25 protein-coding genes are annotated in these 24,380 nt (G+C 33.6%); 16 read left to right on the top strand and 9 right to left on the bottom strand.

Annotated elements, in window-relative coordinates:
* The first annotated feature begins 4 nt into the window (after positions 1-4).
* The 6 genes from serS (at position 5) to proC (ending at position 6,651) form a co-directional block, all read left to right on the top strand.
* A complete protein-coding gene (serS, locus tag IRZ83_RS05625; protein ID WP_029271110.1) occupies positions 5-1,276 on the top strand; it encodes a serine--tRNA ligase in 1,272 nt (423 codons plus the stop codon).
* A gap of 106 nt (positions 1,277-1,382) precedes the next feature.
* Complete coding sequence (locus tag IRZ83_RS05620; protein WP_194567402.1) at positions 1,383-3,164, top strand: tetratricopeptide repeat protein; 1,782 nt, start codon at positions 1,383-1,385, stop codon at positions 3,162-3,164.
* Between the two features lie 77 nt (positions 3,165-3,241).
* A complete protein-coding gene (locus IRZ83_RS05615; RefSeq protein ID WP_029271106.1) occupies positions 3,242-3,553 on the top strand; it encodes a DUF4286 family protein in 312 nt (103 codons plus the stop codon).
* Positions 3,554-3,643: 90 nt separating this feature from the next.
* Entirely contained in the window at positions 3,644-4,429 is a 786-nt protein-coding gene (rsmA, locus tag IRZ83_RS05610; protein ID WP_194567400.1) for a 16S rRNA (adenine(1518)-N(6)/adenine(1519)-N(6))-dimethyltransferase RsmA, read from the top strand.
* Positions 4,413-5,762 carry a magnesium transporter gene (gene mgtE / locus IRZ83_RS05605; RefSeq protein ID WP_029271102.1) on the top strand — a complete coding sequence of 450 codons (1,350 nt, stop codon included), beginning with the start codon at positions 4,413-4,415 and terminating at the stop codon, positions 5,760-5,762. The genes rsmA and mgtE overlap by 17 nt, the downstream gene beginning before the upstream one ends.
* 112 nt (positions 5,763-5,874) lie before the next feature.
* On the top strand, positions 5,875-6,651 hold the full coding sequence (gene proC, locus IRZ83_RS05600) for a pyrroline-5-carboxylate reductase (RefSeq protein ID WP_194567398.1): 777 nt from the start codon (positions 5,875-5,877) through the stop codon (positions 6,649-6,651).
* A gap of 154 nt (positions 6,652-6,805) precedes the next feature.
* Here proC and IRZ83_RS05595 read toward each other — a convergent pair whose 3' ends face one another.
* The 3 genes from IRZ83_RS05595 to nhaA all read right to left on the bottom strand — a co-directional run bounded on the left by IRZ83_RS05595 (position 6,806) and on the right by nhaA (position 8,907).
* On the bottom strand, positions 6,806-7,105 hold the full coding sequence (locus IRZ83_RS05595) for an antibiotic biosynthesis monooxygenase family protein (protein ID WP_228515127.1): 300 nt from the start codon (positions 7,103-7,105) through the stop codon (positions 6,806-6,808).
* Positions 7,106-7,193: 88 nt separating this feature from the next.
* Positions 7,194-7,727 carry a hypothetical protein gene (locus IRZ83_RS05590; protein ID WP_194567396.1) on the bottom strand — a complete coding sequence of 178 codons (534 nt, stop codon included), beginning with the start codon at positions 7,725-7,727 and terminating at the stop codon, positions 7,194-7,196.
* 28 nt (positions 7,728-7,755) lie between these two features.
* Positions 7,756-8,907 (bottom strand): Na+/H+ antiporter NhaA, encoded by a 1,152-nt coding sequence (nhaA, locus tag IRZ83_RS05585; RefSeq protein ID WP_194567394.1) that lies wholly within the window; start codon positions 8,905-8,907, stop codon positions 7,756-7,758.
* Positions 8,908-9,148: 241 nt separating this feature from the next.
* Here nhaA and IRZ83_RS05580 point away from each other — a divergent pair, with 241 nt between their 5' ends.
* The 6 genes from IRZ83_RS05580 to IRZ83_RS05555 all read left to right on the top strand — a co-directional run bounded on the left by IRZ83_RS05580 (position 9,149) and on the right by IRZ83_RS05555 (position 12,327).
* Positions 9,149-10,117, top strand: coding sequence for a 2-hydroxyacid dehydrogenase (locus IRZ83_RS05580; RefSeq protein WP_194567392.1), 969 nt, complete (start codon positions 9,149-9,151; stop codon positions 10,115-10,117).
* Positions 10,118-10,307: 190 nt separating this feature from the next.
* Positions 10,308-10,733, top strand: a complete 426-nt coding sequence (locus tag IRZ83_RS05575) for a DUF805 domain-containing protein (protein WP_194567391.1) — start codon at positions 10,308-10,310, stop codon at positions 10,731-10,733.
* A 22-nt stretch (positions 10,734-10,755) separates the two neighbouring features.
* A complete protein-coding gene (locus IRZ83_RS05570; RefSeq protein WP_029271093.1) occupies positions 10,756-11,034 on the top strand; it encodes a TM2 domain-containing protein in 279 nt (92 codons plus the stop codon).
* Between the two features lie 86 nt (positions 11,035-11,120).
* Entirely contained in the window at positions 11,121-11,384 is a 264-nt protein-coding gene (locus IRZ83_RS05565; protein WP_194567390.1) for a TM2 domain-containing protein, read from the top strand.
* A gap of 204 nt (positions 11,385-11,588) precedes the next feature.
* The gene (locus tag IRZ83_RS05560; RefSeq protein ID WP_194567389.1) at positions 11,589-11,834 is read left to right on the top strand and encodes a TM2 domain-containing protein; all 246 of its coding nucleotides are present in this window, start codon (positions 11,589-11,591) and stop codon (positions 11,832-11,834) included.
* 70 nt (positions 11,835-11,904) lie between these two features.
* Positions 11,905-12,327: a DUF805 domain-containing protein gene (locus IRZ83_RS05555; protein ID WP_194567388.1), complete on the top strand. Its 423-nt coding sequence runs from the start codon at positions 11,905-11,907 to the stop codon at positions 12,325-12,327.
* Between the two features lie 87 nt (positions 12,328-12,414).
* On the opposite strand, the gene IRZ83_RS05550 is transcribed toward IRZ83_RS05555, so the two are convergent.
* Positions 12,415-14,217 carry a GNAT family N-acyltransferase gene (locus tag IRZ83_RS05550; protein ID WP_029271085.1) on the bottom strand — a complete coding sequence of 601 codons (1,803 nt, stop codon included), beginning with the start codon at positions 14,215-14,217 and terminating at the stop codon, positions 12,415-12,417.
* A gap of 119 nt (positions 14,218-14,336) precedes the next feature.
* On the opposite strand from IRZ83_RS05550, the gene IRZ83_RS05545 reads away from it, so the two are divergent.
* The 3 genes from IRZ83_RS05545 to IRZ83_RS05535 all read left to right on the top strand — a co-directional run bounded on the left by IRZ83_RS05545 (position 14,337) and on the right by IRZ83_RS05535 (position 17,410).
* Entirely contained in the window at positions 14,337-15,098 is a 762-nt protein-coding gene (locus tag IRZ83_RS05545) for an exodeoxyribonuclease III (protein WP_029271083.1), read from the top strand.
* Positions 15,099-15,174: 76 nt separating this feature from the next.
* A complete protein-coding gene (locus IRZ83_RS05540; RefSeq protein WP_029271082.1) occupies positions 15,175-16,119 on the top strand; it encodes an OmpA family protein in 945 nt (314 codons plus the stop codon).
* A 253-nt stretch (positions 16,120-16,372) separates the two neighbouring features.
* Positions 16,373-17,410 carry an aldo/keto reductase gene (locus IRZ83_RS05535; protein WP_194567387.1) on the top strand — a complete coding sequence of 346 codons (1,038 nt, stop codon included), beginning with the start codon at positions 16,373-16,375 and terminating at the stop codon, positions 17,408-17,410.
* Positions 17,411-17,541: 131 nt separating this feature from the next.
* Here the strand turns inward: IRZ83_RS05535 and IRZ83_RS05530 are convergent, their stop codons facing one another.
* The 5 genes from IRZ83_RS05530 to panC form a co-directional block, all read right to left on the bottom strand.
* Positions 17,542-19,506, bottom strand: coding sequence for a transglycosylase domain-containing protein (locus tag IRZ83_RS05530; protein WP_194567386.1), 1,965 nt, complete (start codon positions 19,504-19,506; stop codon positions 17,542-17,544).
* A gap of 19 nt (positions 19,507-19,525) precedes the next feature.
* The gene (gene radA / locus IRZ83_RS05525) at positions 19,526-20,887 is read right to left on the bottom strand and encodes a DNA repair protein RadA (RefSeq protein WP_029271076.1); all 1,362 of its coding nucleotides are present in this window, start codon (positions 20,885-20,887) and stop codon (positions 19,526-19,528) included.
* A complete protein-coding gene (locus IRZ83_RS05520) occupies positions 20,887-22,041 on the bottom strand; it encodes an alpha/beta hydrolase (protein WP_194567384.1) in 1,155 nt (384 codons plus the stop codon). The genes radA and IRZ83_RS05520 overlap by 1 nt, the downstream gene beginning before the upstream one ends.
* Positions 22,042-22,241: 200 nt before the next feature.
* Complete coding sequence (gene panD / locus IRZ83_RS05515) at positions 22,242-22,592, bottom strand: aspartate 1-decarboxylase (RefSeq protein WP_029271072.1); 351 nt, start codon at positions 22,590-22,592, stop codon at positions 22,242-22,244.
* Between the two features lie 14 nt (positions 22,593-22,606).
* A complete protein-coding gene (panC, locus tag IRZ83_RS05510) occupies positions 22,607-23,485 on the bottom strand; it encodes a pantoate--beta-alanine ligase (RefSeq protein ID WP_194567382.1) in 879 nt (292 codons plus the stop codon).
* A 78-nt stretch (positions 23,486-23,563) separates the two neighbouring features.
* Between panC and IRZ83_RS05505 the strand changes: the two genes are divergently transcribed.
* Complete coding sequence (locus IRZ83_RS05505) at positions 23,564-24,370, top strand: glycogen/starch synthase (protein ID WP_029271069.1); 807 nt, start codon at positions 23,564-23,566, stop codon at positions 24,368-24,370.
* Positions 24,371-24,380: the final 10 nt, after the last annotated feature.

The following is a 24,380-nucleotide window of genomic DNA, read 5'->3' as shown; positions in this document are numbered from 1 at the left end:
AGCTATGTTACAAATCGCATTTATTAGAGAGAATCAAGAGAAAGTAATCAAGGCTTTAGCAAAACGAAATATCGATGCTAAAAGTGTTGTAGAAGAGGTAGTGCAATTAGACGAAAATCGTCGTGCTGCACAAGTTGAGTTAGATAATACTTTATCAGAATCTAATAAATTGTCCAAAGATATAGGCGAATTAATGAAAGCGGGAGAGAAATCTAAAGCCGCAATTTTAAAAGAAAAAACCGTTTCATTAAAAGAAAAAAGCAAAGAATTAAGCGAAAAAGCAGAAGCTCTAGCAACTGAATTGACCAATAAATTATACACTTTGCCAAATCTTCCGGCTGATATTGTTCCTGAAGGAAAAACACCAGATGACAATTTGAATGTTTTTCAAGAAGGAGATATTCCGGTTTTGCACGAAGGTGCTCAGCCTCACTGGGAATTGGTAAAAAAATACGATATCATCGATTTCGAATTAGGTGTAAAAATTACAGGTGCAGGTTTTCCAGTTTATAAAGGAAAAGGTGCTCGTCTACAGCGTGCCCTAATCAATTATTTTTTAGATAAAAATACTGCAGCTGGATACAACGAAGTGCAAGTGCCTCATTTGGTAAATGAAGCTTCAGGATACGGAACAGGACAATTGCCAGATAAAGAAGGACAAATGTATCATTCAACAATTGATGATTTATATTTGATTCCGACTGCTGAAGTTCCGGTTACCAATTTATTCCGCGATGTACTTTTAAGTGAAAGCGAATTGCCAGTTTTACACACGGCTTACACACCGTGTTTCCGTCGTGAAGCAGGTTCTTATGGAGCGCATGTACGCGGATTAAACCGTTTGCACCAATTTGATAAAGTAGAAATCGTACGTATCGAACATCCTGATAAGTCTTATGAAGCACTTGACGGAATGGTAGAACACGTAAAAGATATTTTAAAGGAATTAAAATTGCCATACCGTGTTTTACGTTTATGTGGTGGCGATATGGGTTTCACATCTGCTTTGACTTATGATTTTGAAGTGTTTTCTACAGCGCAGGATCGCTGGTTAGAAATTAGTTCAGTTTCTAACTTCGAAACTTTTCAGGCTAACCGCTTGAAGTTACGTTTTAAAGACAAAGACGGAAAAAATCAATTAGCGCATACTTTGAACGGAAGTTCATTGGCTTTGCCAAGAGTTTTGGCCGGAATTTTAGAAAATTACCAAACACCGGAAGGAATCGTAATTCCAGAAGTTTTACGCCCTTACTGCGGATTTGATATTATAAATTAAAAAAGGTTACAGTGGCAGTTTTTCAGTTTACAGTTTCAACTGTAACTGTAAACTGCCACTGAAAACTGAACACTGTGACTTCAACTGCGACTTAAAAAACTGAAATATGAAAAACATCTTTATCTATATCGTTTTGTTGTGGTCAACTTTTGCAATGTCTCAAAATGAGCAACTTGCTCAATATTACTACGATAAAGGTGATTTCGAAAAAGCTAAAATAAGTTATGAAGAGCTTTTGCGTAATGTGCCGTCGAATACTCAATATTTTTTAAAAACGATCGATTGTTATCAGCAGCTGCAGCAGTTTGCTTTGGCCGAAAAATCGATTCAAGATCGTTATAACAAATACAAGCAAGGTGTTTTTTTAGTGGAATTGGGTTATAATTTTCAATTGCAGAAAAACGAAGCTAAAGCTAAAAACTACTACGATCAGGCAATAGAAAAAATAAAAACGAATCCAAATGATGTTTACGGAATTGGAAATTCTTTTGAGAAAAAAGTGTTGTTGGAATATGCTTTAAAAGCTTATCAGACCGCAATGCAAGTTCAGCCGAATTACAATTTCAATTTCCAAATCGGAATGTTGTACGGACAGTTAGGGAAAACAGATCAAATGATTGATCTTTTGCTGACAGAATCGTTTCAGAACCCGCAAAATGCCAATTTGATTCAGACACAGTTATCGCGTTTTATGAACGGTGAAACCGATAATACTGCTTTTAAAGATGCAATGCGAAAAGCATTAATCCTGAAAACGCAGAAAGATCAGGATGTATTCTGGAATCATTATTTGAGTTGGTTTTATGTACAGCAAAAAGAATTTGGAAAAGCATTTATTCAAGAAAAAGCAATTTATAAGCGAGATCCAGAGTCACTTTCGAGTATTGTTAATCTGAGTCAATTTGCATTGAATGAAGATGACACAGAAACAGCATCTGAAATTCTGAATTTTATCCTTCTTAATACCAAAGACTTAGATTTATTGATTCAGACGAATTATTATCTAATGGAAATTAAAATTGATAAGGCACAGGATAAAGATTATCCAATTATCAATACTGAGCTACAACAATTGCTGGCAACCTACGATATAACTCCTTTTACCTTATCTTTGCAATTACTTCAGGCGCATTTTGTCGCTTTTAATTTAAAAAAGCCTGAAGAAGGAATAACGATTGTCAAACGAGCTTTAGAACTCAATTTGAATGATTATCAAGAGGCAGATGCTAAAATGGAGTTGGGAGATATCTTGCTTTTGCAGGAGAAATTCAATCAGGCATTAATTTATTATTCTCAAATTCAATTGGATTTAAAGAATGATGTCATGTCGCACGAAGCGAGTTTAAAAGCGGCGAAAACAAGTTATTTTAAAACTGATTTTGAATGGGCTTTAAAACAATTTAAAGAATTGAAGTCGGCCAATACGCAATTGATTGCAAATGATGCGCTGGAATATTTTTTATTGATAAACGACAATACCGTAGCTGATTCGACGCAAACAGCATTAAAGCAATTTGCAAAGGGCGATTTTTTAATTTATCAGAATAAAAAACCAGAAGCTATTGCCCAGTTTCAGAATATTTTAAAAGCCTTTAAAGGCCAAGAAATTGAAGCTGTAACAATGTTGCGTTTAGGTAAAATCTATGAAAGTCTAAAAGATTATAATTCGGCTCTAAGCCAATACCAGCAAATCATTGACAATCATAGTGACGGAATTTATATGGATGAAGCGCTGTTTTTTTCGGCAGAAATTTACAATGACGAATTGCACGATACAGAAAAGGCAAAGCCTTTATATGAAAAGGTAATTTTTAATCATCAAGACAGTATTTACTTTGTTGATGCCAGAAAAAAATACCGCGAGTTAAGAGGAGACAAGAATTTATAAAATAGATTCTTAAATCTTTAGACTTTCTGAAATCTAAGTAGTCTAAAGATCTAAGAAATCTAACAATCTAAAAGAAAATGATTATTTACAACGTTACCACAAATATACATGAAAGCGTTCATGACCAATGGTTAAAGTGGATGCAGGAAAAACATATACCCGAAATTCTAGCTACGCAGAAATTTTCTTCTGCCCGAATTGTCAGAGTTTTAATTGAAGAGGAAATGGGTGGAATTACCTATTCAGTTCAATACATTACCGACAGCAAAGAAACTTTAGAGAAGTTTTATATCGAAGATGAACCAGCATTTCATAGAGAAGCTTTAGGGTTATTTGCTGATAAAATGCTTTCTTTCAGAACGGAGTTAGAAGTTATTTCGGAACATTAAAAGAGATTTAGATCATTAGACTTCAGATTTTAAACTTACTAAAAATCTAACAATCTAAGAAGTCTAAAAATCTGCAATCTAAAAAAGAAAATGGAAAAAGTAAAAGCCAAAAAACATTTAGGACAACACTTCCTAAAAGACGAAAGTATTGCAAAAGCAATTGCAGATACTTTGAGCTTAAAAGGATACAATGAGGTTTTAGAAATAGGACCAGGGATGGGTGTGTTGACTAAGTATTTGCTTGATAAGCCAATTAATACACACGTGATTGAGATAGACGGAGAATCTGTAGTGTATTTGGGTGAAAATTATCCAAAATTAAAAGATAAAATTATCTCTCAGGATTTCCTGAAATACAATATTAACGAGGTTTACGAAAACAAACAATTCGCAATAATCGGTAATTTTCCTTATAATATTTCAACACAGATTGTTTTTAGGACTTTAGAATTCAAACATCAGATTCCAGAATTTTCTGGGATGTTCCAGAAAGAAGTTGCTGAACGAATCTGCGAGAAAAAAGGCTCAAAGGCTTACGGAATTTTATCTGTTTTAGCTCAGGCTTTCTATGACACAGAGTATTTATTTACTGTCGACGAAAATGTTTTTATTCCTCCGCCCAAGGTGAAATCGGGTGTGATGAAAATGACCCGAAAGGAAGATTATAGTCTTCCATGTGGCGAAAAGTTGTTCTTTACGGTAGTGAAAACTGCTTTTCAGCAAAGACGAAAAACATTACGTAACAGTTTGAAAACATTAAATTTAACTGATAATTTGCGATTAGACACTATCTTTGATAAACGTCCCGAGCAACTTAGTGTAGAAGAATTTATTGAACTGACTCAAAAAATAGAAGCCGATGGAGTTCAAAGTTAGTAAAGAATTAATCCACCAATTAGAAGAGCATATTGTTAACAAAAACGACAAAGAACTTGAAGTTTTGCTTAATGATCTGCACCATGCTGATATCGCCGAAATCCTGGATGAACTGGATTTCGACGAAGCGACCTATATTTTTAAGGTTTTAGATAGTGATAAAACTGCAGAGATTCTTCTTGAATTAGAAGATGATTTGCGTGAAAACATCTTAAGCCGACTTTCGCCTAAAGAAATTGCAGAAGAGCTTGATGAGCTTGAAACGAATGATGCGGCGGATATTATCGCTGAACTTTCGCAGGAAATAAAAGCAGAGGTAATCTCTGAAATGATTGACGTTGAACACGCAAAAGATATTGTAGACTTATTGCGTTACGACGAAAATTCTGCAGGTGGTTTAATGGGTAAAGAGTTAGTAAAAGTCAATGAAAATTGGAATGTACTAACTTGTGTGAAAGAAATGCGTATTCAGGCAGAAAATGTTTCGCGCGTTCATTCGATATATGTTGTTGATGATGAAAACCGCCTTAAAGGAAGATTATCATTAAAAGATTTGTTGACGACATCAACCAAAACACAAATTGGAGATATTTATATTCGAAAGTTAAATTTTGTAAACGTAGATACCGAAGATGTTGAGGTAGCACGTATTATGCAGAAATACGATTTAGAGGCTATTCCAGTTGTAGATGAATTAGGTCGTCTGGTGGGAAGAATTACTATCGATGATATCGTAGACGTAATCAAGGACGAAGCCGATAAGGATTACCAGTTGGCGGCGGGTATTACACAAGACGTAGAATCAAATGACAGCGTTTTGGAACTCACAAAAGCGCGTTTGCCTTGGCTTTTAATCGGAATGGTTATTGAAATTGTAGCATCTTTTGTTTTAAAAGGTAACGAAGCTACATTTCAAAAATATTCAACCTTAATTATTTTTGTGCCTTTGCTTTCGGCAACTGCAGGAAATATAGGTGTTCAAGCATCTGCTATCGTGGTGCAAGGTTTGGCTAACGGAACTTTGAAAGAATTTAGCCGTAGCTATTTTAGTAAAGAAATCAGCGTTTCTATGATTTCAGGAACGATTATTTCCTTATTGCTGTTAGGCTACCATTCTGTTATGTACCAGCAATATTTAGTGGGTATGGCAATTTCAATTTCGATGATTGTAGTAATTTTATTCGCTGCAACTTTAGGAACTCTTGTGCCTCTTTTTCTTCATAAAAATAAAATTGACCCTGCAATTGCTACGGGTCCGTTTATCACAACAACCAATGACGTTTTCGGAATTATGCTCTATTTTGGAGTTGCCAAAATGATTCTTGGATTTTAAATTTTTGCCACAAATTAATAAATTTCAGTGATTTAAGATCTCTAAAATCTATGTAATTTGTAGGCGGAAAATAGACTGTTAACTAGCGTCAAACAAATTAAAACCAAGAAGAATGAAAGTACACATAATAGGAGGAGGAAATCTTGGGGTTTCTATTGCCTTGGGAATTGCTAAATTCTCTAAAAACAACCAAGTTACAGTTACAAGAAGAAATATTGAGAGTATTCAATATTTATCAGAATACGGAGTCACGGTTTCTTCAGATAATAAACATAACATTCAAGAAGCTGATGTGGTAATTTTAACTATAAAACCGTATCAAGTCGATACTGTTTTTGCTGAAATTTTGCCAGTAATTAAAGGCAAAACAATAGCTTCAGCAGTTAGCGGATTGTCTCTTGATGCACTTCAGTCTAAAACAAATAACGAATATCCGGTAATCAGGATTATGCCGAATATTGCGGCGCAGTTTGGCGAATCAGCGACTTGTATTTCCTTCCCTGAAAAAGATAGAGAAAAAGCTATGCCAATTGTTGATTTATTTCAGGATTTAGGAACCGCTCCCGTTATTGACGAAAAGTTAATGGATGCGGCAACGGTTTTAGGCGCATGCGGAACGGCGTATGCTTTAAGATACATTCGCGCGTCTATGCAGGCCGGAATCGAAATTGGTTTTGATTCTCAAACGGCATTGGCAATTGCTGCTCAAACTGTAAAAGGTGCAGCAAAAATGCTTTTAGAAGAAAAAGTACATCCAGAACAATTAATTGACCGTGTAACAACACCACAGGGCTGTACAATCGTTGGTTTGAACGAGATGGAACATAATGGTTTTAGTTCCTCTTTAATTAAAGGAATTAAGACTTCTTTGAAGCAAATAAAAGGGTAGATTATTTAAATTCCAATATTTTAAAAATTCCAAATTCCAATTTTGTTGAGGTTTGGAAATTTTTGTTTTTGAAGAGAGCTGGCTTTTGTGTCATTTCGATCCCGAAGCCTCGGGATCGAAATGACAAATATTGGGAGGTTGCTTCATAAATGTTTCAAGCAAAAACCTCAAAATGCGCTACTTTTTCTTCAAACTCCAAAAGAAAATCATTGTCTTCAGGATAATATTTTGCTTTTTCAAAATCTTCTCCAGCAAAGTTTTTAATAACTTCCAGGTTTTCCCAATATGTGATCAGTGTAAAATGGGCTTCGCCGTTTTTGATGTTTCTTAAAAAAGATAATTTTATAAAACCGTCTGTTTTTGAGTAATCCGGAATTGCAGTCTTTCTTGTAAAAGCGGTATAAGCTTCAGAATCTTCAATTCTTGTTTTTCCATGCCATATTCTTGCGATCATAATAGTAAGTTTTAAAGTTAATTATTAAGGCAATGCGATGAGTAATTGGATTTTTGGACTCGAGTTTTAACGAACAGTCGAAGTAATTTTATTTATTTGATTTTCCTTTCTTTATAAGTTGAATGTACTTACTTCCACATTCAGAAAGCTTTGTATACGAATTCATAGCATTGCCATAATTCTGAATCGTAAGTGTATCTTTAACATAACTTGCGTCAATGCCAACAGGAATCTCTAATTCTTTTGGTTCAGATTCTGATAAAGAATCTTCTTCATGGCTGATATCTCCTTCGTATTCATCCCATTTTATACCTTCTAAAACTAAATATTTTTCACCAGATTCACTTTTAGTAAAATTTGCTTTTCCTTTTAACTGTCTGGTTTTTGTTTTTAAAAAATAGCTGTAACCGTCTTTTGTTTTATTTATTTCAAGAGAAATTCCGCATTCTTCTGAATTGTTAGAATCAGAATATGTTTTATAAATGCCTTCTATTGATTCTTGCGTTTTAGTGGTCGGAGCAATTACAGTATCTTTAGGAATAATTTCTTCAGAGGCAGACTCAGTTTTTTTATTACAAGACCACAATAATAAAACAGCAAAAAGGATATAAGTTAATTTCATGTCTTAATTTATTTATATGTTTTAAACTTTAATTTCTAGTTGCTTTTCTTTTTTTCAAGATGTATTTCAAATAAACAAATCCAAAAATTCCAGAAAGTATCGAGGCAATTAAAATAGCGATTTTAGAAAAAACGATGGTTTCAGGATCTTTAAAAGCTAAAATTGTAATGAAAATGGACATGGTAAAGCCAATACCACCCAACATTCCGGCACCTAAAATATGAGACCATTTTAAACTTTTTGGCAAAGCACACAAACCTGCGCTAACGCCAATAGATGAAAAAAGCAAAATACCTACTGGTTTTCCAAGAACGAGACCTAGAATAATTCCGAATGTATTTGGATGATTCAAACCTTCATGCCAGTCTGATTCAATCGCGATGCATGTATTTGCAATCGCGAATAAAGGCAAAATTACAAAGGCAACAGGTTTATGTAAAAAGTGCTGGAGTTTATAAGAGGACGATTTTTCGCCTCCATCGCCAAACGGAATAACAAAGGCTAAAATAACACCAGTAATGGTAGCATGAACGCCAGAATTAAGCATGAAATACCACATCACAACGCCTCCAATTAAATACGGAATTAAGTTATGAATTTTCATTCTGTTTAAAATGAATAAGAAAACCCAAATCCCCAAAGCAATTGCAAGATTTATAAAAGCTATAGAAGTAGTATAAAAAACTGCAATAACAATGATGGCACCTAAGTCGTCTATAACTGCTAAAGCTGTTAAAAATACTTTTAATGAAGCCGGAACTTTATTGCCTAATAGCGATAATATCCCAATGGCAAAGGCAATATCTGTCGCCATCGGAATTCCAGCTCCGTTTTGAGTGTCAGTTCCGAAATTTAAAGCGAGAAATATAGCAGCAGGAACCAGCATGCCGCCAAAGGCAGCCATAATAGGCAAAGAAGCATTTTTTATGCTGGATAATTCGCCATGGTAAATTTCGCGCTCTAATTCTAACCCGATCAATAAAAAGAAAATCGTCATCAAACCATCGTTAATCCAATGTGTGATCGAATGTCCGCCTAAATCTTTTTCCCAAAAACCAATAAATTCGTTTTGAAAAGAAGAGTTTGCCAGAGAAAGTGAAATTATCGTAACAAACAGCAAGAGCAAACCTCCTGATTTTTCATTTTCAAAAAAGGATTTAAAAGTTTTTGTTAATTTCATTTTAATGAAGTTCTGAGAATTTAAAGGAAGCGAATTTTTGAGGTGTATTTCCAAAGTTAAAAAAAATCTGACCAATAAAAAATTTTATCCGTAGGGACAAGCAATCATCAAATATTGCCTAAGAATAAAAATGTGTTTAAAATATGCAAAATCTGACTTATACAAAGAGACTTTCGAGATTAATATTTGGGTCATATCTTAAAGAATTAAACGTATTTTTGCTATATAAAATTCAAAAATAATGAGCATAAAAATTCTGCATATAGACAGCAATAACCCAATTCTGTGGTCACAGTTAGAAGAAGCAGGTTTTGTAAACCACGCCGATTTTAAATCTTCTAAAGAAGAAATTGAAGCCAAAATTCAAGATTACAACGGAATTGTTATTCGAAGCCGTTTTAAAATTGATAAAACTTTTTTAGATAAAGCGACCAATTTACAGTTTATTGCCAGAGTTGGCGCCGGTTTAGAAAGTATCGACTGTGATTATGCGGAGACAAAAGGCATACGCTTAATTGCGGCTCCAGAAGGTAATCGCAACGCTGTTGCAGAACACTCTCTGGGTGTTATTTTGTCTTTGTTTAATAATTTGAATCAGGCCGACGCCGAAATAAAAGCTGGACATTGGAATCGAGAAAGCAATCGGGGTCACGAATTAGATGGAAAAACGGTTGGAATTATCGGATACGGAAATATGGGGAAAGCCTTTGCAAAAAAACTTCGCGGTTTTGAAACAGAAGTTTTGTGTTATGATATTTTGGAAAATGTGGGTGATGAAAATGCCAAGCAAGTTTCATTGCAACATTTGCAGCAAAAAGCCGATGTTTTGAGTTTGCATCTTCCATGGACTCCAGAAACAGATAAAATGGTTAATACTGATTTTATAAACGCATTTTCGAAGCCATTTTGGATTATAAATACTTCGCGCGGCAAAAACATAGTCACAGCTGATTTAGTTGATGCAATGAAGGCTAAAAAGATTCTGGGTGCTGGTCTGGATGTTTTAGAGTATGAAAAATTATCTTTTGAGACTCTTTTTCAAGATAAAAACACTCCAGAAGCATTTCAATATTTATTGGAAGCTAAAAATGCTTTGCTCACACCTCATATAGCAGGATGGACTTTTGAAAGTCACGAACGTTTAGCTCAGGTTATTGTAGATAAAATCAAAACGCTTTATGACGATAAGGCCAATGATTTTAAGGTTTAAAGAGTTATCCTTTTTTATGTAATGCAATTTAGTTTTTAATAACAAGTCTTTTCTTTAAAAGTAACATTGAGAATTAGTTTTTAAGATTATTTTTTTTTAATATTGTTGTGATTTTTTTAACAAAATTTTATAAAAGGAGCAACCGAAAATCCTAAAAAGAGTAGGGATTAACTAAATAATTTTCTTAATTATGATTGAATGGTACAAAACGGCACTTTTTGAGAACTATGCAAATTTTACAGGAAGAGCTAGAAGAAGCGAATACTGGTATTTTCGTTTAGCAACTGCAGTTATTTTCTTCTTGTTTATCATATTATCAGTGATTATATATGCTGTTACTGATAATGGTCCTTTGGCTGTAGGTTTAGGATTTGGACTTTTAGCTCTTTATTCTCTTTTGACATTCATTCCATCATTGTCTGTTACAGTTCGAAGAATGCACGATATTGGTAAAAGCGGCTGGACATTTCTTGTAGCTTTAATTCCATTAGCTGGCCCAATTTGGCTGTTGATTTTGCTTTTAACTGAAGGAGATTCTGGTGAAAACTATTATGGGGCAGATCCAAAAAGTGAAATAGAAGAAATTAATGAAATCGGAAACGTTGAATTACAATAATTAAATTAATAAATAACTAAAAATGGAAACTACCAAACAAGAAGCTTGGAACACCCCAGCAGGACCAAAACAAGAGAATAAAAAAGTATTAGCAGGAGTTCTTGCTTTAATTTTTGGATACTTAGGAATTCATAAATTTATATTAGGATATACTCAAGAAGGGATAATTCAATTAGTAATAAGTATTGTTACTTGTGGCCTTGGAGGTATAATCGGATTTGTTGAAGGAATTATCTATCTGACAAAATCAGATGAAGAATTCTACCAAACATACCAAGTAGGTAAAAAAGGCTGGTTCTAAAACATATAAATCCCGTTCATCATGTGAACGGGATTTTTTTTAATATTATTTACTTCCCATTATAAATTTAATTTAAAAATAAGAATATGGAAAATACACAATCAGAGTTTGGAAATACCAAGCAAGAAAATAAAAAAGTAGTTAGCGGAATCTTTGCAATTTTATTAGGCGTATTTGGAATTCATAAATTTTATTTAGGTTATACGAAAGAGGGCGTTATTCAACTCATCTTAGGTTTTATTTGCGGAATAGGGGCTGTTATTGGCCTTATTGAAGGAATTATTTACCTCACAAAATCAGATGAAGAGTTTTACGAGACTTACCAAGTTGGCAGGAAACCTTGGTTTTAAAATATTATAAATCCCATTCGAAAGAGCGGGATTTTTTTTTGAATGTATCTGTTTTAAAATTGCCTTTTTTTAATATAACACTGGCTTATTGTGGGATATTAAGGTTTTTTAGATTTATAATTTCGCACGAAATTTCAATGATGTATTTCTTGAATAAAGCATACTAAGCTTTAAAACACAATTATAAATTTATAAATCAATAAAATGGAAAACGGAAAAGCAGAGAACAAAAAAGTAGTTGCAGGAGTTCTAGGAATTTTATTAGGATCATTTGGAGCTCATAAGTTTTATTTAGGGTATAAAAAAGAAGGGATTATTCAGCTTATTGTAAGTATGGTAACTTTCGGGCTTGGAGGTCTTGTTGGAGTAGCTGAAGGAATAATCTATTTGACTAAATCTGATGATGAATTTTATCAAACGTATCAAGCGGGTAAAAAGCCTTGGTTCTAAAACAAAAAATCTCATTTTCAAATGAGATTTTTTTTATAAAATATTGTCAAATTAATAGCAAATAATAATTATGATTAAATGGTACAAAAAAGTAGTTCTTGAAAACTATGCAAATTTTAAAGGACGAGCAAGAAGAAGTGAATATTGGTATTTTGGCCTGGCTGGTCTTTGCATTTTGATTTCTTTTTTGGTAATTGGAGGCCTAATTGGAGCAATTTTAAACGGCAAGGTTGGAGCTGGCAACGGAATTGCCTTAGGTTATATTTGTTTTACGGTTTATTCGTTAGCAGTTATGATACCAAATTTAGCAGTTCTTGTTAGGAGATTACACGATATTGGTAAAAGTGGCTGGTTTTTTCTAATTGCTTTTATTCCTTTTGGTGCAATTGTTCTCTTGGTTTTTTTGGCAACAGAAGGAACAAGAGGCTCTAATCAATATGGTACAGATCCTAAAAACCAATTTGAAGAAATTAATGAAATTGGAATCGAATAACTCCAATTAGTTTTAAATAAAAATTGTAATAAAAAATCCCATTCTCGTACGAGAATGGGATTTTTTAATTTTATATAAGGCATTTACTTAATCTTCCTTCTCGGATAATTTACGCTCTAATTCTATTTGAAATTCTTCAATAACAGGCTTCATTGTGCTTTCGGGAATATCGGCGATTCTAATGTACATTAAACCGTCAATCGCGTTATTAAACAAAGGATCAACGTTAAAAGCTACAACACGCGCATTTTGCTTGATGTACTTTTTGATTAAAACCGGTAAACGTAAATTTCCTGGTTCTAATTCGTCAATAATTTTGTCAAATTTATTTAAGTCTGATTCTGCTTCATCGAAGATAAAGTCTTTATCTGCATCTTTCAATTTTACTTTATAGGCTTTTTTCGGATGAATATATTGCGCAATATACGGATCGTAATAATTTGATTTCATGAATTCAATCATCAATGATTTAGAGAAATCAGAAAATTGGTTGCTGATACTAACACCGCCTAATAAATACTTATGTTCCGGATAACGTAAAGTCGTATGAATAATACCTTTCCATAACAAGAATAAAGGCATTGGTTTTTGTTGATAGTCCTTGATGATAAAAGCTCGGCCCATTTCGATCGATTTATGCATCATATCATGCAGTTCAGGCTCGAATCTAAAAAGATCGTTCAAATAGAAACCTTCGATTCCGTATTTTGGATAAATTTCAGAACCTAATCCCATGCGGTAAGCACCGGCAATTTTTTTGGTTTCATCATCCCATAAAAACATATGGTGGTAATATTGGTCAAATTTATCTAAATCAATAGATTCATTTGTCCCTTCACCAACTTCACGAAAAGTGATTTCGCGTAGACGGCCAATTTCATGCAACACATTTGGAATCGATTTTGCTCCCGCAAAAAATACTTCATAGTTTTTGCTTTGCAATAAACGGCAATCACTGCCTCTTAATGCATCAACTTCAGCAATCATTTGTGTTTCGTTGGCTGGGGTTGCAATTTTTTTAGGTGCTTTCGGAATTTTTAAGCTTGCTGTATCAATTAGCTTGGTATCCTTTTCAAAAGGATTTGCCAGCATGTAGGTTTTCTTTCTTAAAAACTCTGAATATTCTTCAAATGATTCTATTTCGTTTTGCTCGTTCACAGAAATTGGTTTTCCAATACGAACTTTAATTACACGGTCTCTTTGTGTAAGTAATTCTGATGGTAATTTTGCCGTACGCAAAGTATCATCAATTTTAGAAAGCCAATAAAATAATCTGCTGTTTTTAGCATGAAAATAAATAGGAACAACTGGAACTTTTGCTTTGCGAATTAGCTTCAAAGCACCTTCTTCCCAAGGTTTATCTACAACAAGTTTTCCGTCTTTATAAGTCGAAACTTCTCCAGCAGGGAAAATTCCCAATGGTTTTCCGTCACTTAAATGGCGTAAAGTTTCTTTAATTCCAACAACGCTAGATTTTGCATCCTTATGATTTTCAAAAGGATTAACAGGCATGATGTATTTTTTAAGCGGAACAATTCGGTGTAATAAAAAGTTAGCAATAATCTTGAAATTGGGTTCTCTTTCAAGCATTAATTTCAAAAGTAATATACCATCAATTCCTCCAAGTGGATGATTTGAAATGGTAATATATGCGCCATCTTTAGGTAAACGTTTTAAATCTTCTTCAGGAATTTCAAATTTGATTTCCATTTCATCTAAAATCCCGTTTAAAAAAGCGACGTCTTCTAAATGTTTATTATGATCGTAAATTTTATTAAGGGTAGAGATCTTAAGAACCTTCATAAGAATCCAGCCTGAAAAAGTACCAAAAACTCCGTACTTATCAACATTTATTGCCTTTGCAACTTCTTTCGCGGTAACTAAACCCATGTACTATTTTTAATTTATTAGAGCAGCGAACAAAGATAACAAAAAACTCTACTTTTCGTTGATTCAAACACAAACTTTCCACTTTTTTATTACATTTGGAATCCTAAAAAAAAACTGTAATGAAAATTATTTCTTATAATGTGAACGGAATTCGCGCCGCGATTTCTAAAGGTTTTATAGAATGGCTGCAACATGCAAATCCAGATGTAATTTGCCTTCAGGAAATAAAAGCGACTCAAGAGCAAATTCCTGTCGACGATATTACTGCTGCCGGATATCCGTACCAATATTATTATCCTGCGACAAAAAAGGGCTACAGTGGCGTGGCTATCTTATCTAAAATAAAACCGAACAACATTGTTTACGGAACAGGAATTCATCATATGGATTTTGAAGGCCGTAATCTTCGTGCTGATTTTGATGATTGTTCTGTAATGAGTTTATACCTTCCGTCAGGAACAAATATTGAAAGATTAGATCATAAATTTATGTTTATGGATGATTTTCAGACATATGTTAACGAACTGAAACTAACAATTCCGAATTTGATTATCTGTGGTGATTATAACATCTGCCATGAAGCGATAGATATTCATGATCCGGTCCGAAATAAAACCGTTTCTGGGTTTTTGCCGCAAGAGCGCGCTTGGTTAGACAGTTTTATGAAATCTGGCTTTGTCGACAGTTTTCGTCATTTTAATAAAGAACCGCATCAGTATTCTTGGTGGAGTTACCGTGCTGGAGCCAGAGGAAATAATAAAGGGTGGCGTATCGATTATAATTTAGTAAGCGATTCGATGCAGCACAGATTAAAACGTGCCGTTATCCTTCCAGACGCTGTACATTCAGATCATTGTCCGGTTTTGGTTGAGATTGAGTAAAGTTTGGTACTGTTCTTGCTGAAAGAATATCAATTTAAATTCGAAATTATACCCCAAATAAAAACCAAAAAGTAAAATGATTAAAAAAGCCTCTATCGGAATGCTAGTTTTAGCTTTGTCTATGACTTCTTGCGTATCCAAAAAAATTTACAACGATCTTGAAACAAAATATTCAGATCTAAAAAAAGAAAATCGTTCGCTTGCTGATCAAAACGCAGATTTAGATAAAGCAAAAAATCAATTAGAATTAGATCGTGATAAATTAACCAAAGATTTAGCCAGTACAAAAGATGACCTTGCTAAGCAAAAAGCTGATCTAGCTGCTGAGCAAAAGAAATACAAAGTATTGCAGGATTCTTATAATGCGTTAGAGAAAAACAGTAACGATGCATTAGAAAGCAATATGGCTAAAAACCGAGATTTGTTAGCACAGTTAGAAGCAAAATCTAAAAAATTAGCAGAAGAGCAAGCACGTTTAGATAAAACAGCAAGCCGCTTAAACGAACTTGAAGCTATGATTGCTGCAAAAGAAGAAGCAATGCGCAAACTAAAAGAAACTTTATCTAAAGCTTTAAATGGTTTTGAAGGAAAAGGTCTTACCGTGGAACAAAAAAACGGAAAAGTATACGTTTCTATGGAAAATAAATTGCTTTTCAATTCAGGTAGCTGGGCAGTTGGTGTTGAAGGCAGAAAAGCTGTTGTAGAATTAGGAAAAGTTTTGGGTGATAATCCAGATCTTTCAGTTCTTATTGAAGGACATACAGATGATGATCCGTACGCAGGTTCTGGACCAATTGCTGATAACTGGGATTTGTCAACTAAAAGAGCTACAGCGATTGTAAATATTTTAGGAGAAAACAAAAAAATCAACAAGCAGAAATTAACTGCAGCAGGACGAAGCGAATATTCTCCGCTTGCCAGCAATGCAACTCCAGAAGGAAAAGCCAAAAACCGCAGAATCGAAATCATCTTAACACCAAGATTAGATGAAATCGCTGAGATGCTTAATAGTATTAATTAAGAGGCTAAGTTTCTGAGATACCAAGTTTCTAAGATTTAAAAAGGCGCAAAGTTTTATTTTGCGCCTTTTCTTATTAATAAAAATCAAACTTAGAGTCTTAGCAATTTAGAAACTTCGTACCTCAAAAAAAACTTGTGGTTTTTTTAACTTTTGTCAAATTTTCATTTGAGTATAGCATCGTATCTTTGAAGCTTATAAAACAAAGAAAAAAAACTTAGAATCTTAGTCACTTAGAAACTTAGCTGCTTAGAAAATGAAATACACAACTTTACCCAATACAGATATAAAAGTTAGTAAAATATGTCTTGGAACTATGACTTTCGGACAACAAAATACAGAAGCTGAAGGTCATGCTCAAATGGATTATGCACTTGAAAAAGGTGTAAACTTTTTTGATACAGCCGAAATGTACTCTGTTCCGGCAAATGAAGCAACTTATGGAAGTACAGAAAAGATCATAGGAACTTGGTTTAAGAAATCAGGAAATCGTGAAAAAATAGTTTTGGCTTCTAAAATTGCAGGTCCAAATGCTAATTTTGGCTATATGCGCGAAAAACTGGATTTCTCTCCGACAAGTATTAAATATGCCGTTGAAAACAGCTTAAAACGCCTTCAAACAGATTATATCGACTTATATCAGATGCATTGGCCAGAGCGTAAAACCAATTGTTTTGGACAAAGAGCTTTTACTGGTTTTGAGGATTCTTGGCAAGATAATTTCAGAGAAGTTCTTGAAACTTTCGACGGCTTGATTAAAGAAGGAAAAATTAAACATATTGGTGTTTCAAATGAAAATTCTTGGGGAATGATGCGCTTTTTAGAAGAAAGCAAATACCAAAATCTTCCGAGAATTAAAACCGTTCAAAATCCGTATAATTTATTGAATCGTCTTTTTGAAGTAAATTCTGCAGAAGTTTCAAAATATGAAAATGTTGGTTTATTGGCTTATTCTCCTTTGGCTTTTGGAACTTTAACGGGTAAATTTTTAACTGGCGATGAACATCCAAATGCGAGAATTAATCTTTTTCCGCAATATACACGTTACGCAAGCGAACAATGTACGGAAGCAACAAAATTGTATCAGGAAATCGCTCATAAACACGGATTAACGTTAACACAGTTGGCAATGGGTTTTGTTTTACAGCAACCGTTTTTGACAAGTGCGATTATTGGAGCAACAACTTTGGAACAATTAAAAGAAAATATTGACACAATTGACGTTGTGCTTTCTAAAGAAATTATAGCTGAAATCAATAAAGTACAAGCAGTAATTCCTGATCCAGCGCCGTAGTTAAAGATTTAGAATAAATATTAATTCCACAAATTTTCACGGACTAATCTGTGTTAATTTGTGGAATTTTTTTATTTAAAGATTTGCTTTCTGAATTATAGAAGAGTTAGTGAAATCTGTTTTATTAAAATTTACAAATCAAATTCTTCTCCTATAGACAAAGAATCGTTTTTAACCGCAGTTGAATCTGGAGCTTTTATTCTGATTAATGAACGTGCATTTCCAGAAATGTAAACTGGCAATAACCCAATCGTGTCTTCAGGAATTAAAAGTCCTCGGCGAAACATTAAGTTTCTTAAGAATTTTTGATTCTTGATGGCGTAATCTTTCAAATTACCTTGATCATTAAACTGATACATGAATTTTCTCGGTTTCGGAATAATCGTTGCCAAAAATAAACATTCATCTACGTTTAAAGCCGAAGGACTTTTTTGAAAATAAAAATGACTCGCTTCACCAATTCCGTACACATTTGGTCCCCATTCGATAATATTGAAATAAACCTCGAGCATTCTTTCTTTGCTTACAATTCGGTTGTTTTCTAAAATGTAGACTAAAAGAATTTCTTCAAGCTTTCGCGAAAGCGTTTTTTCACGCGTTAAAAATACGTTTTTAATCAGCTGCATGCTGATTGTGCTGGCACCGCGTGAGAATTTTTTGGTTCTGATATTCTTAAGAATAGATTGTTTAAAAGCTTCATTAATAAAACCTCGATGCGAAAAGAACGAAGGGTCTTCTGTAGTTAAAACACATTTTCTCAAATAAGGTGAGATCTGGTCTAAAGGCGTGTAATTCGGATTTGCATTTCCAACCAAAATTGGGCGCTGCAAAACGTTTTGAATTATGGCGCGATAAACAAATTCACCATTTAATTTATTTAAGTCGGCTTCGCCATATTTAGTGATTCTTAAATCTTCCTTATTCAATTTGCTATCGAAAACCAAATTATTCGGTTTGTTTTTGTTGAATTTGAAATCTAATTTATAATCAAAATTTCCGGTAGCCTGCATACCTTGAAAATGAGTAAATAAACCGTCTGGCAATGAAACAATAAATTCCTGCGCCAACATTTTTGGGATATTGACTTTTAAAGTGTAAACGGTGTCTTTTTCTGTGTTGTAAGAAACATATGGATGCAGTTTAATCTTGTTCAACTGTACAGTTGATGTGCTGTCGATGGAAATAAAATCATCTCCCAATAAAAATCGATAATCAAAACGTGCATTTTTGATGACTACATCTTTACTTGCAATTTTTGGGTGATTGATTTTAAGATTCGCGATAGAAGTGTAGCCGTCTATATGAAGTTCGCTTCCGTCTTTTTCGATGTTTTCGACATTTAAGCGAATGGAATCAAAACTTGCTTTTAGGTTATAACGTTCATCTAAATACGGAACACGAATTGCGCCAGTATCTAAATTAAAGAAACGAATATCAGCTTTTTTATTTCTTGGGTCAGCAAATCCTTTTATGTTCCAGCGCTGATCAAAATTTTTGCTCTGAACATGAAGATTGGTTTCGAGCTGTTTGTTGTCTAAAACAAGTTTATTTACTGCGATAGACGTTTTTTTGCCGTTATCATCAATTCTGAAATTTAGGTTTTCCAATTTCATATCGGTCGGAACCAAATTCAATAATTTTGAAATAATTCGGTACGCAAAAGTGGCGTATTTTCGTTTTTCATTACTATCAGTATCAGCTTTGTCTCTTTTTAAAAAAGCATCAAAATTTCGAACTTTTCCTTTTTTAACCAGTTGAATGTAGCCGTTGTTAACTTTTAAAGTTCCAACTTGTACATCGCCAATCAGTAAATTTGCTAAGCTGATACTGGTTTCAATTTTTTGAATATGAAAAAGGGTATCAGCGTTTTTTGGAACCAGTATGACATCGGTCAATTTAATTCCGGATAAACCACTAAATGAAGCCGATTTTACAGAAAAATCACTGTTATAATCTACAGCCATTTTGTGGGTTACTTTAGCAATTGCCTGTTTTAAAAGCGAATCACGAAAAAAGTAAAGTCCAACACAAAGCAAGATAAATATCAGGGCAAATATTTTTAGTGCTTTGAATATTTTTTGTTTAGGAAAAGTCATAAAGTAGGTTTGTAAAAAATTAACCAAATAAAATACTGGCAACATCTTCAATTTTAGCTACAAGCTCAATTTTGATTCCGGTATTTTTTAAGGCAATTTTATTGTACTTAGATACAAATATAGTGGTGAATCCTAGTTTTTCTGCTTCTTGAATGCGCTGGTCAACTCGGTTTACAGGACGAATTTCACCTGAAAGTCCGACTTCGCCCGCAAAGCAAAATCCTTTAGTAACTGGAATATCTTCGTTTGAAGATAAAATTGCAGCAACAACAGCCAAATCAATCGCTGGATCATCAACAGAAATCCCGCCTGTTACGTTTAGGAAAACATCTTTTGCACCTAAACGAAAACCAGCTCTTTTTTCTAAAACAGCCAAAATCATGTTTAATCTTTTAGCATTATAGCCAGTTGTGCTCCTTTGTGGCGTTCCGTAAACCGCTGTACTTACTAAGGACTGTATTTCGATCATTAACGGACGCATACCTTCCATGGTTGTAGCAATTGCAGTTCCCGACATTTCTTCGTCTTTATGCGAAATCAATATTTCTGACGGATTGCTTACTTCACGTAAACCGCTTCCTAACATTTCATAAATTCCCAATTCAGCTGTAGAGCCAAAGCGGTTTTTTAACGATCGCAAAATGCGGTAAACGTGATTTCGATCGCCTTCAAATTGTAAAACGGTATCGACCATATGTTCCAGAATTTTTGGTCCGGCGATGTTTCCGTCTTTCGTAATATGTCCAATTAAAATAACAGGAATATTGGTTTCTTTAGCAAATTTTATTAATTCAGCAGTTGTTTCTCTAATTTGAGAAATACTTCCGGCGGTCGATTCGATATAATCAGTATGCAAAGTCTGAATCGAATCTATGATCACAATTTCAGGCTGAATTGCTTCAATCTGTTTAAAAATATTTTGCGTTTTAGTCTCCGTAAGAATATAGCAGTTGTCGCTGTTTGGTGTGATTCTTTCGGCACGCATTTTTATTTGCTTCTGACTTTCCTCACCAGAAACATATAAAGTTTTATAAGGTAATTTTAATGAAATTTGAAGCAAAAGTGTACTTTTTCCAATTCCTGGTTCACCGCCTAAAAGTGTTAGAGATCCTGGAACGATACCGCCTCCTAAAACACGATTCAATTCGCCGTCGGTCGTGTCCATTCTGACTTCTTGAGCCGAATCAATTTCGTTAATTTTTAAAGGTCTTGGTGCTTTGTTTGCTGGAGTTGGTTCACTTTTCCAAGCTACTTTTTCTTGTTTCTGAATAATTTCTTCAGCAATAGTATTCCATTCTTTGCAGGCATTGCACTGTCCTTGCCATTTGGCATATTGAGTTCCGCAATTTTGACAAAAAAAGGAAGTTTTAACTTTTGACATTATTTAGTTTTTTTTGAAAGTGTATTCATTTCGTCGATTTTCTCATACATTAAATCCTTATTCAAATCTCCGATTGGCTCCATTTGAGAAGCATTCTGATATTTTTTTGAAGCATGTTTTGGATCACCCATTTTTTCATACATCAATCCCAATTCATATTCTCCCAACATCGCTTTTGGATAGTTTATATTTCCAATTTCGGCCATTTTTCCTAATTCGTCATAGGCATTTTTCTTCAAAATAAGATTTTCAATTACTTTGAAATCACTCATACGAACCGGAATCTGAACTCCCATAACCTTAGACATCGTATTGTATTTATTTTCTAAATAATCTGCATAACCAGATTCAAGAATCGCAATTTTATCGTTGTATTCTGCAGAATTAATTGGTCTGTAAATTTCAAAAATTTGATACAAAGCACTCGGAATAGAGTGTAAAACCTCTGTATAATGTGTTGTGTTTTTGAATACATCATACTTATAATTCACTAACGGATTATTTGCGATTTTAATATTGCTGTCTAATTTTTCTATCGGTTCTTTTATTTTTTTGATGTCGCCATCGCCTACAGATAGGTAGTAAAAGAAAGGCTCTTCGACTTTAGCAAATTTTTCTGGAATTCGAACTTCCATTTTAGGAGCAAGTTCTGGGCTCAAGCAGATGTATGCGTTAAAAAGAGGTTTCTCTTTGTATAAATAAAAGTTGATAAAACTCGCGGTAATATCATGACCCGCAATAATGCGAAATGGAGTTGTGCGGTATTTTTTTTCAATATAAGGAACTAATTCGCCTCCAATAAATTCAAAAAACGCTGCCCCTTTTTCAAAAGGAAGTCCAGTATTTTGGTCGATAGTAGTATCATCATAACGTTCTCCATCTTTATTTTGATGAACTCCAATGATAATCATCTCAGGCAAATCATCCCAATAAGCACCATAACTGATAGCTCCAGAAAAAGGATCAAATAAATAATCACCGTCTAATAAATAAATAACAGGATATTTTTTTTCAGGATTAGCTTCATAAGACGCAGGAAGTCCGATGGTTATTCTTCTTTCTTCTCCAAGTTTTTCAGATTTGATGTTGTCGAATTTTTTCTGAGCAAAAGCAGAAATAGAGATTAAAATAAATAGCAGGTAAACTTTTTTCATGATTTGTGGCATTTCAGTGAATTAAAAAGTATTGAAATAGTGTAGCAATATAATACTTTATTTGCTTTTTTCTTACAATGAGATTTTAAAAAGCAATGAAGTTTCAACTTAAAATCTATTTAATTTTAGGCAAAGGCAATGTTCTTTGTTCAAAAATAATTTTGACAAATCTTAGAAGAGTATTAAAAATAAAAATAAGGTTAGGTTAACGAATTATCGTCTTCATTAGGAAAAATGATCCATGGTTTGAAGGTTTTTGCTTCTTCAAAATCAAGGGTTGCATATGAGATAATGATAATAATATCGTCTTTTTGAACTTTCCTAGCAGCTGGACCATTCAGTGTGATATCACCTGAATTTTTTTCTCCTTTGATAGCATAAGTTTCAAAACGTTCGCCATTATTAATGTTAACAATAGATACTTTTTCGCCTTCAATAATATTTGAGGCTTCTAGTAAAGTTTCATCAATAGTAATACTGCCAATATAATTTAAATCAGCTCCAGTTACTTTTACACGATGAATTTTTGATTTTATAACTTGAATTTGCATGTTGCAAAGGTAAATTAATTTAATGAAATGGTATCAATCAACCTTATAGAATTAACAAATACCGCTATAAACGCACGGTAATTTTTGTCTTTACTTTTATGATCGATAGGTAATAATGTAGATTCGTCAGCAATTACGAAATATTCGAGCTCAAATTTTTTGTTGTCTTTAAAAGAATTTTCTACAAATTCGATCGTTTCTTGAGGGCTTTTGGTTTGAAATATTTCTTTTGCTTCCGTTAATGTTTTGTAGATTATCGCGGCTTCTTTACGTTCTTCCTGAGTTAATCGTTCATTTCTAGAACTCATCGCCAGTAGATTTTCTTCTCTATAAATAGGACATCCAACAACATTTACGGGCAAATGGTTTTTCTCAACCATTTTCTTTACAATTTGCAGCTGTTGAAAATCTTTCTCGCCAAAATAGGCATTTGTAGGGGTAACGATTTCAAATAGCCTTTTTACGATGGTGCCAACGCCGTTAAAATGTCCTGGTCTGAATTTTCCTTCCATTTGGTTTTCTAATCCATCAAAATCAAATGATTGCGAAATAGTGTGCCCTTCATATATATCTTCTACAGAAGGTGCATATAAAATTATTTTGTCACTTAAACCTCGCATTTTTTTTACATCTTCTTCAAGTGTTCTTGGGTATTTTTCGAGGTCTTCAGGGTTGTTAAATTGAGTTGGATTTACAAAAATACTTACAACAGTATCGTCGTTTTCTTTAAGTGATCGCTGCATTAAAGCCAAATGCCCTTGGTGTAAAGCGCCCATTGTTGGTACAAATCCGATCGTGGAATTTGCAGTTTTGATAGTTTTCAAATAGGCTATCAAAGCTACTTTACCGTAGAAAATATGCATGGCAGTATTATTAAAATTTAGTGCAAACATAATATATTAGTTATAAACTGCATAAAATTTTGTAATTTTGCGACGTTTTTATTACCAAAAATTAAGTAAAATACTATTATGAAAGATAAGAGGATATTATACGTATCATCTGAAGTCGTGCCTTATTTGGCTGAAAATGAGGTTTCTTTAATGTCTTATGACGTTCCGAAAATGATTAACGATCAAGGAGGTCAGATAAGAATTTTCATGCCCAGATATGGAAATATCAACGAAAGAAGACACCAGTTACATGAAGTGATCAGGCTTTCAGGAATGAATTTGGTAGTGAATGACTTAGATATGCCATTGATTATTAAGGTAGCTTCAATTCCGAAAGAAAGAATTCAGGTTTACTTTATCGATAATGATGAATATTTTAAGCGTAAAGCAACTTTTGCTGACGAAGAAGGTGTTTTATATCCTGATAATGATGAGAGAGCAATATTTTTTGCAAAAGGAGTTGTTGAAACAGTGAAAAAATTGAATTGGGTTCCTGATATAATTCATGTTCACGGTTGGCTGGCTGCAATGTTGCCAATTTATATGAAACACTATTATAAAAATGAAGCTTTATTTTCTGAAACTAAAATTGTGACGTCTGTTTACGGTCAGTCTTTCGATGAAAATTTAGATTTAGAAATGATAAATAAGGTTAAATTTGATGGAGTTCCTCATGATTCTATTGCTGATTTAGAAACGCCTAATTACGAAAATATCCTCAAGGCTAGTATATTACATTCTGATGCTGTGATTATAGCGTCTGAAAACGTATCCCCAAGTTTAACAAAATTTATAGAATCTTCAGGAAAACCTTTTTTACCTTTCGCCACGAAAGATGCATTCGCTGAAGCGTATACAAATTTCTATAAAAGTATGGGTCTTTAAATTTTAACTT

Source organism: Flavobacterium sp. JLP, assembly GCF_015350755.1.
GTDB lineage: Bacteria > Bacteroidota > Bacteroidia > Flavobacteriales > Flavobacteriaceae > Flavobacterium.
The sequence above is the reverse complement of the archived record's forward strand: the minus strand, read 5'-3'. Positions and strand labels throughout refer to the sequence as shown.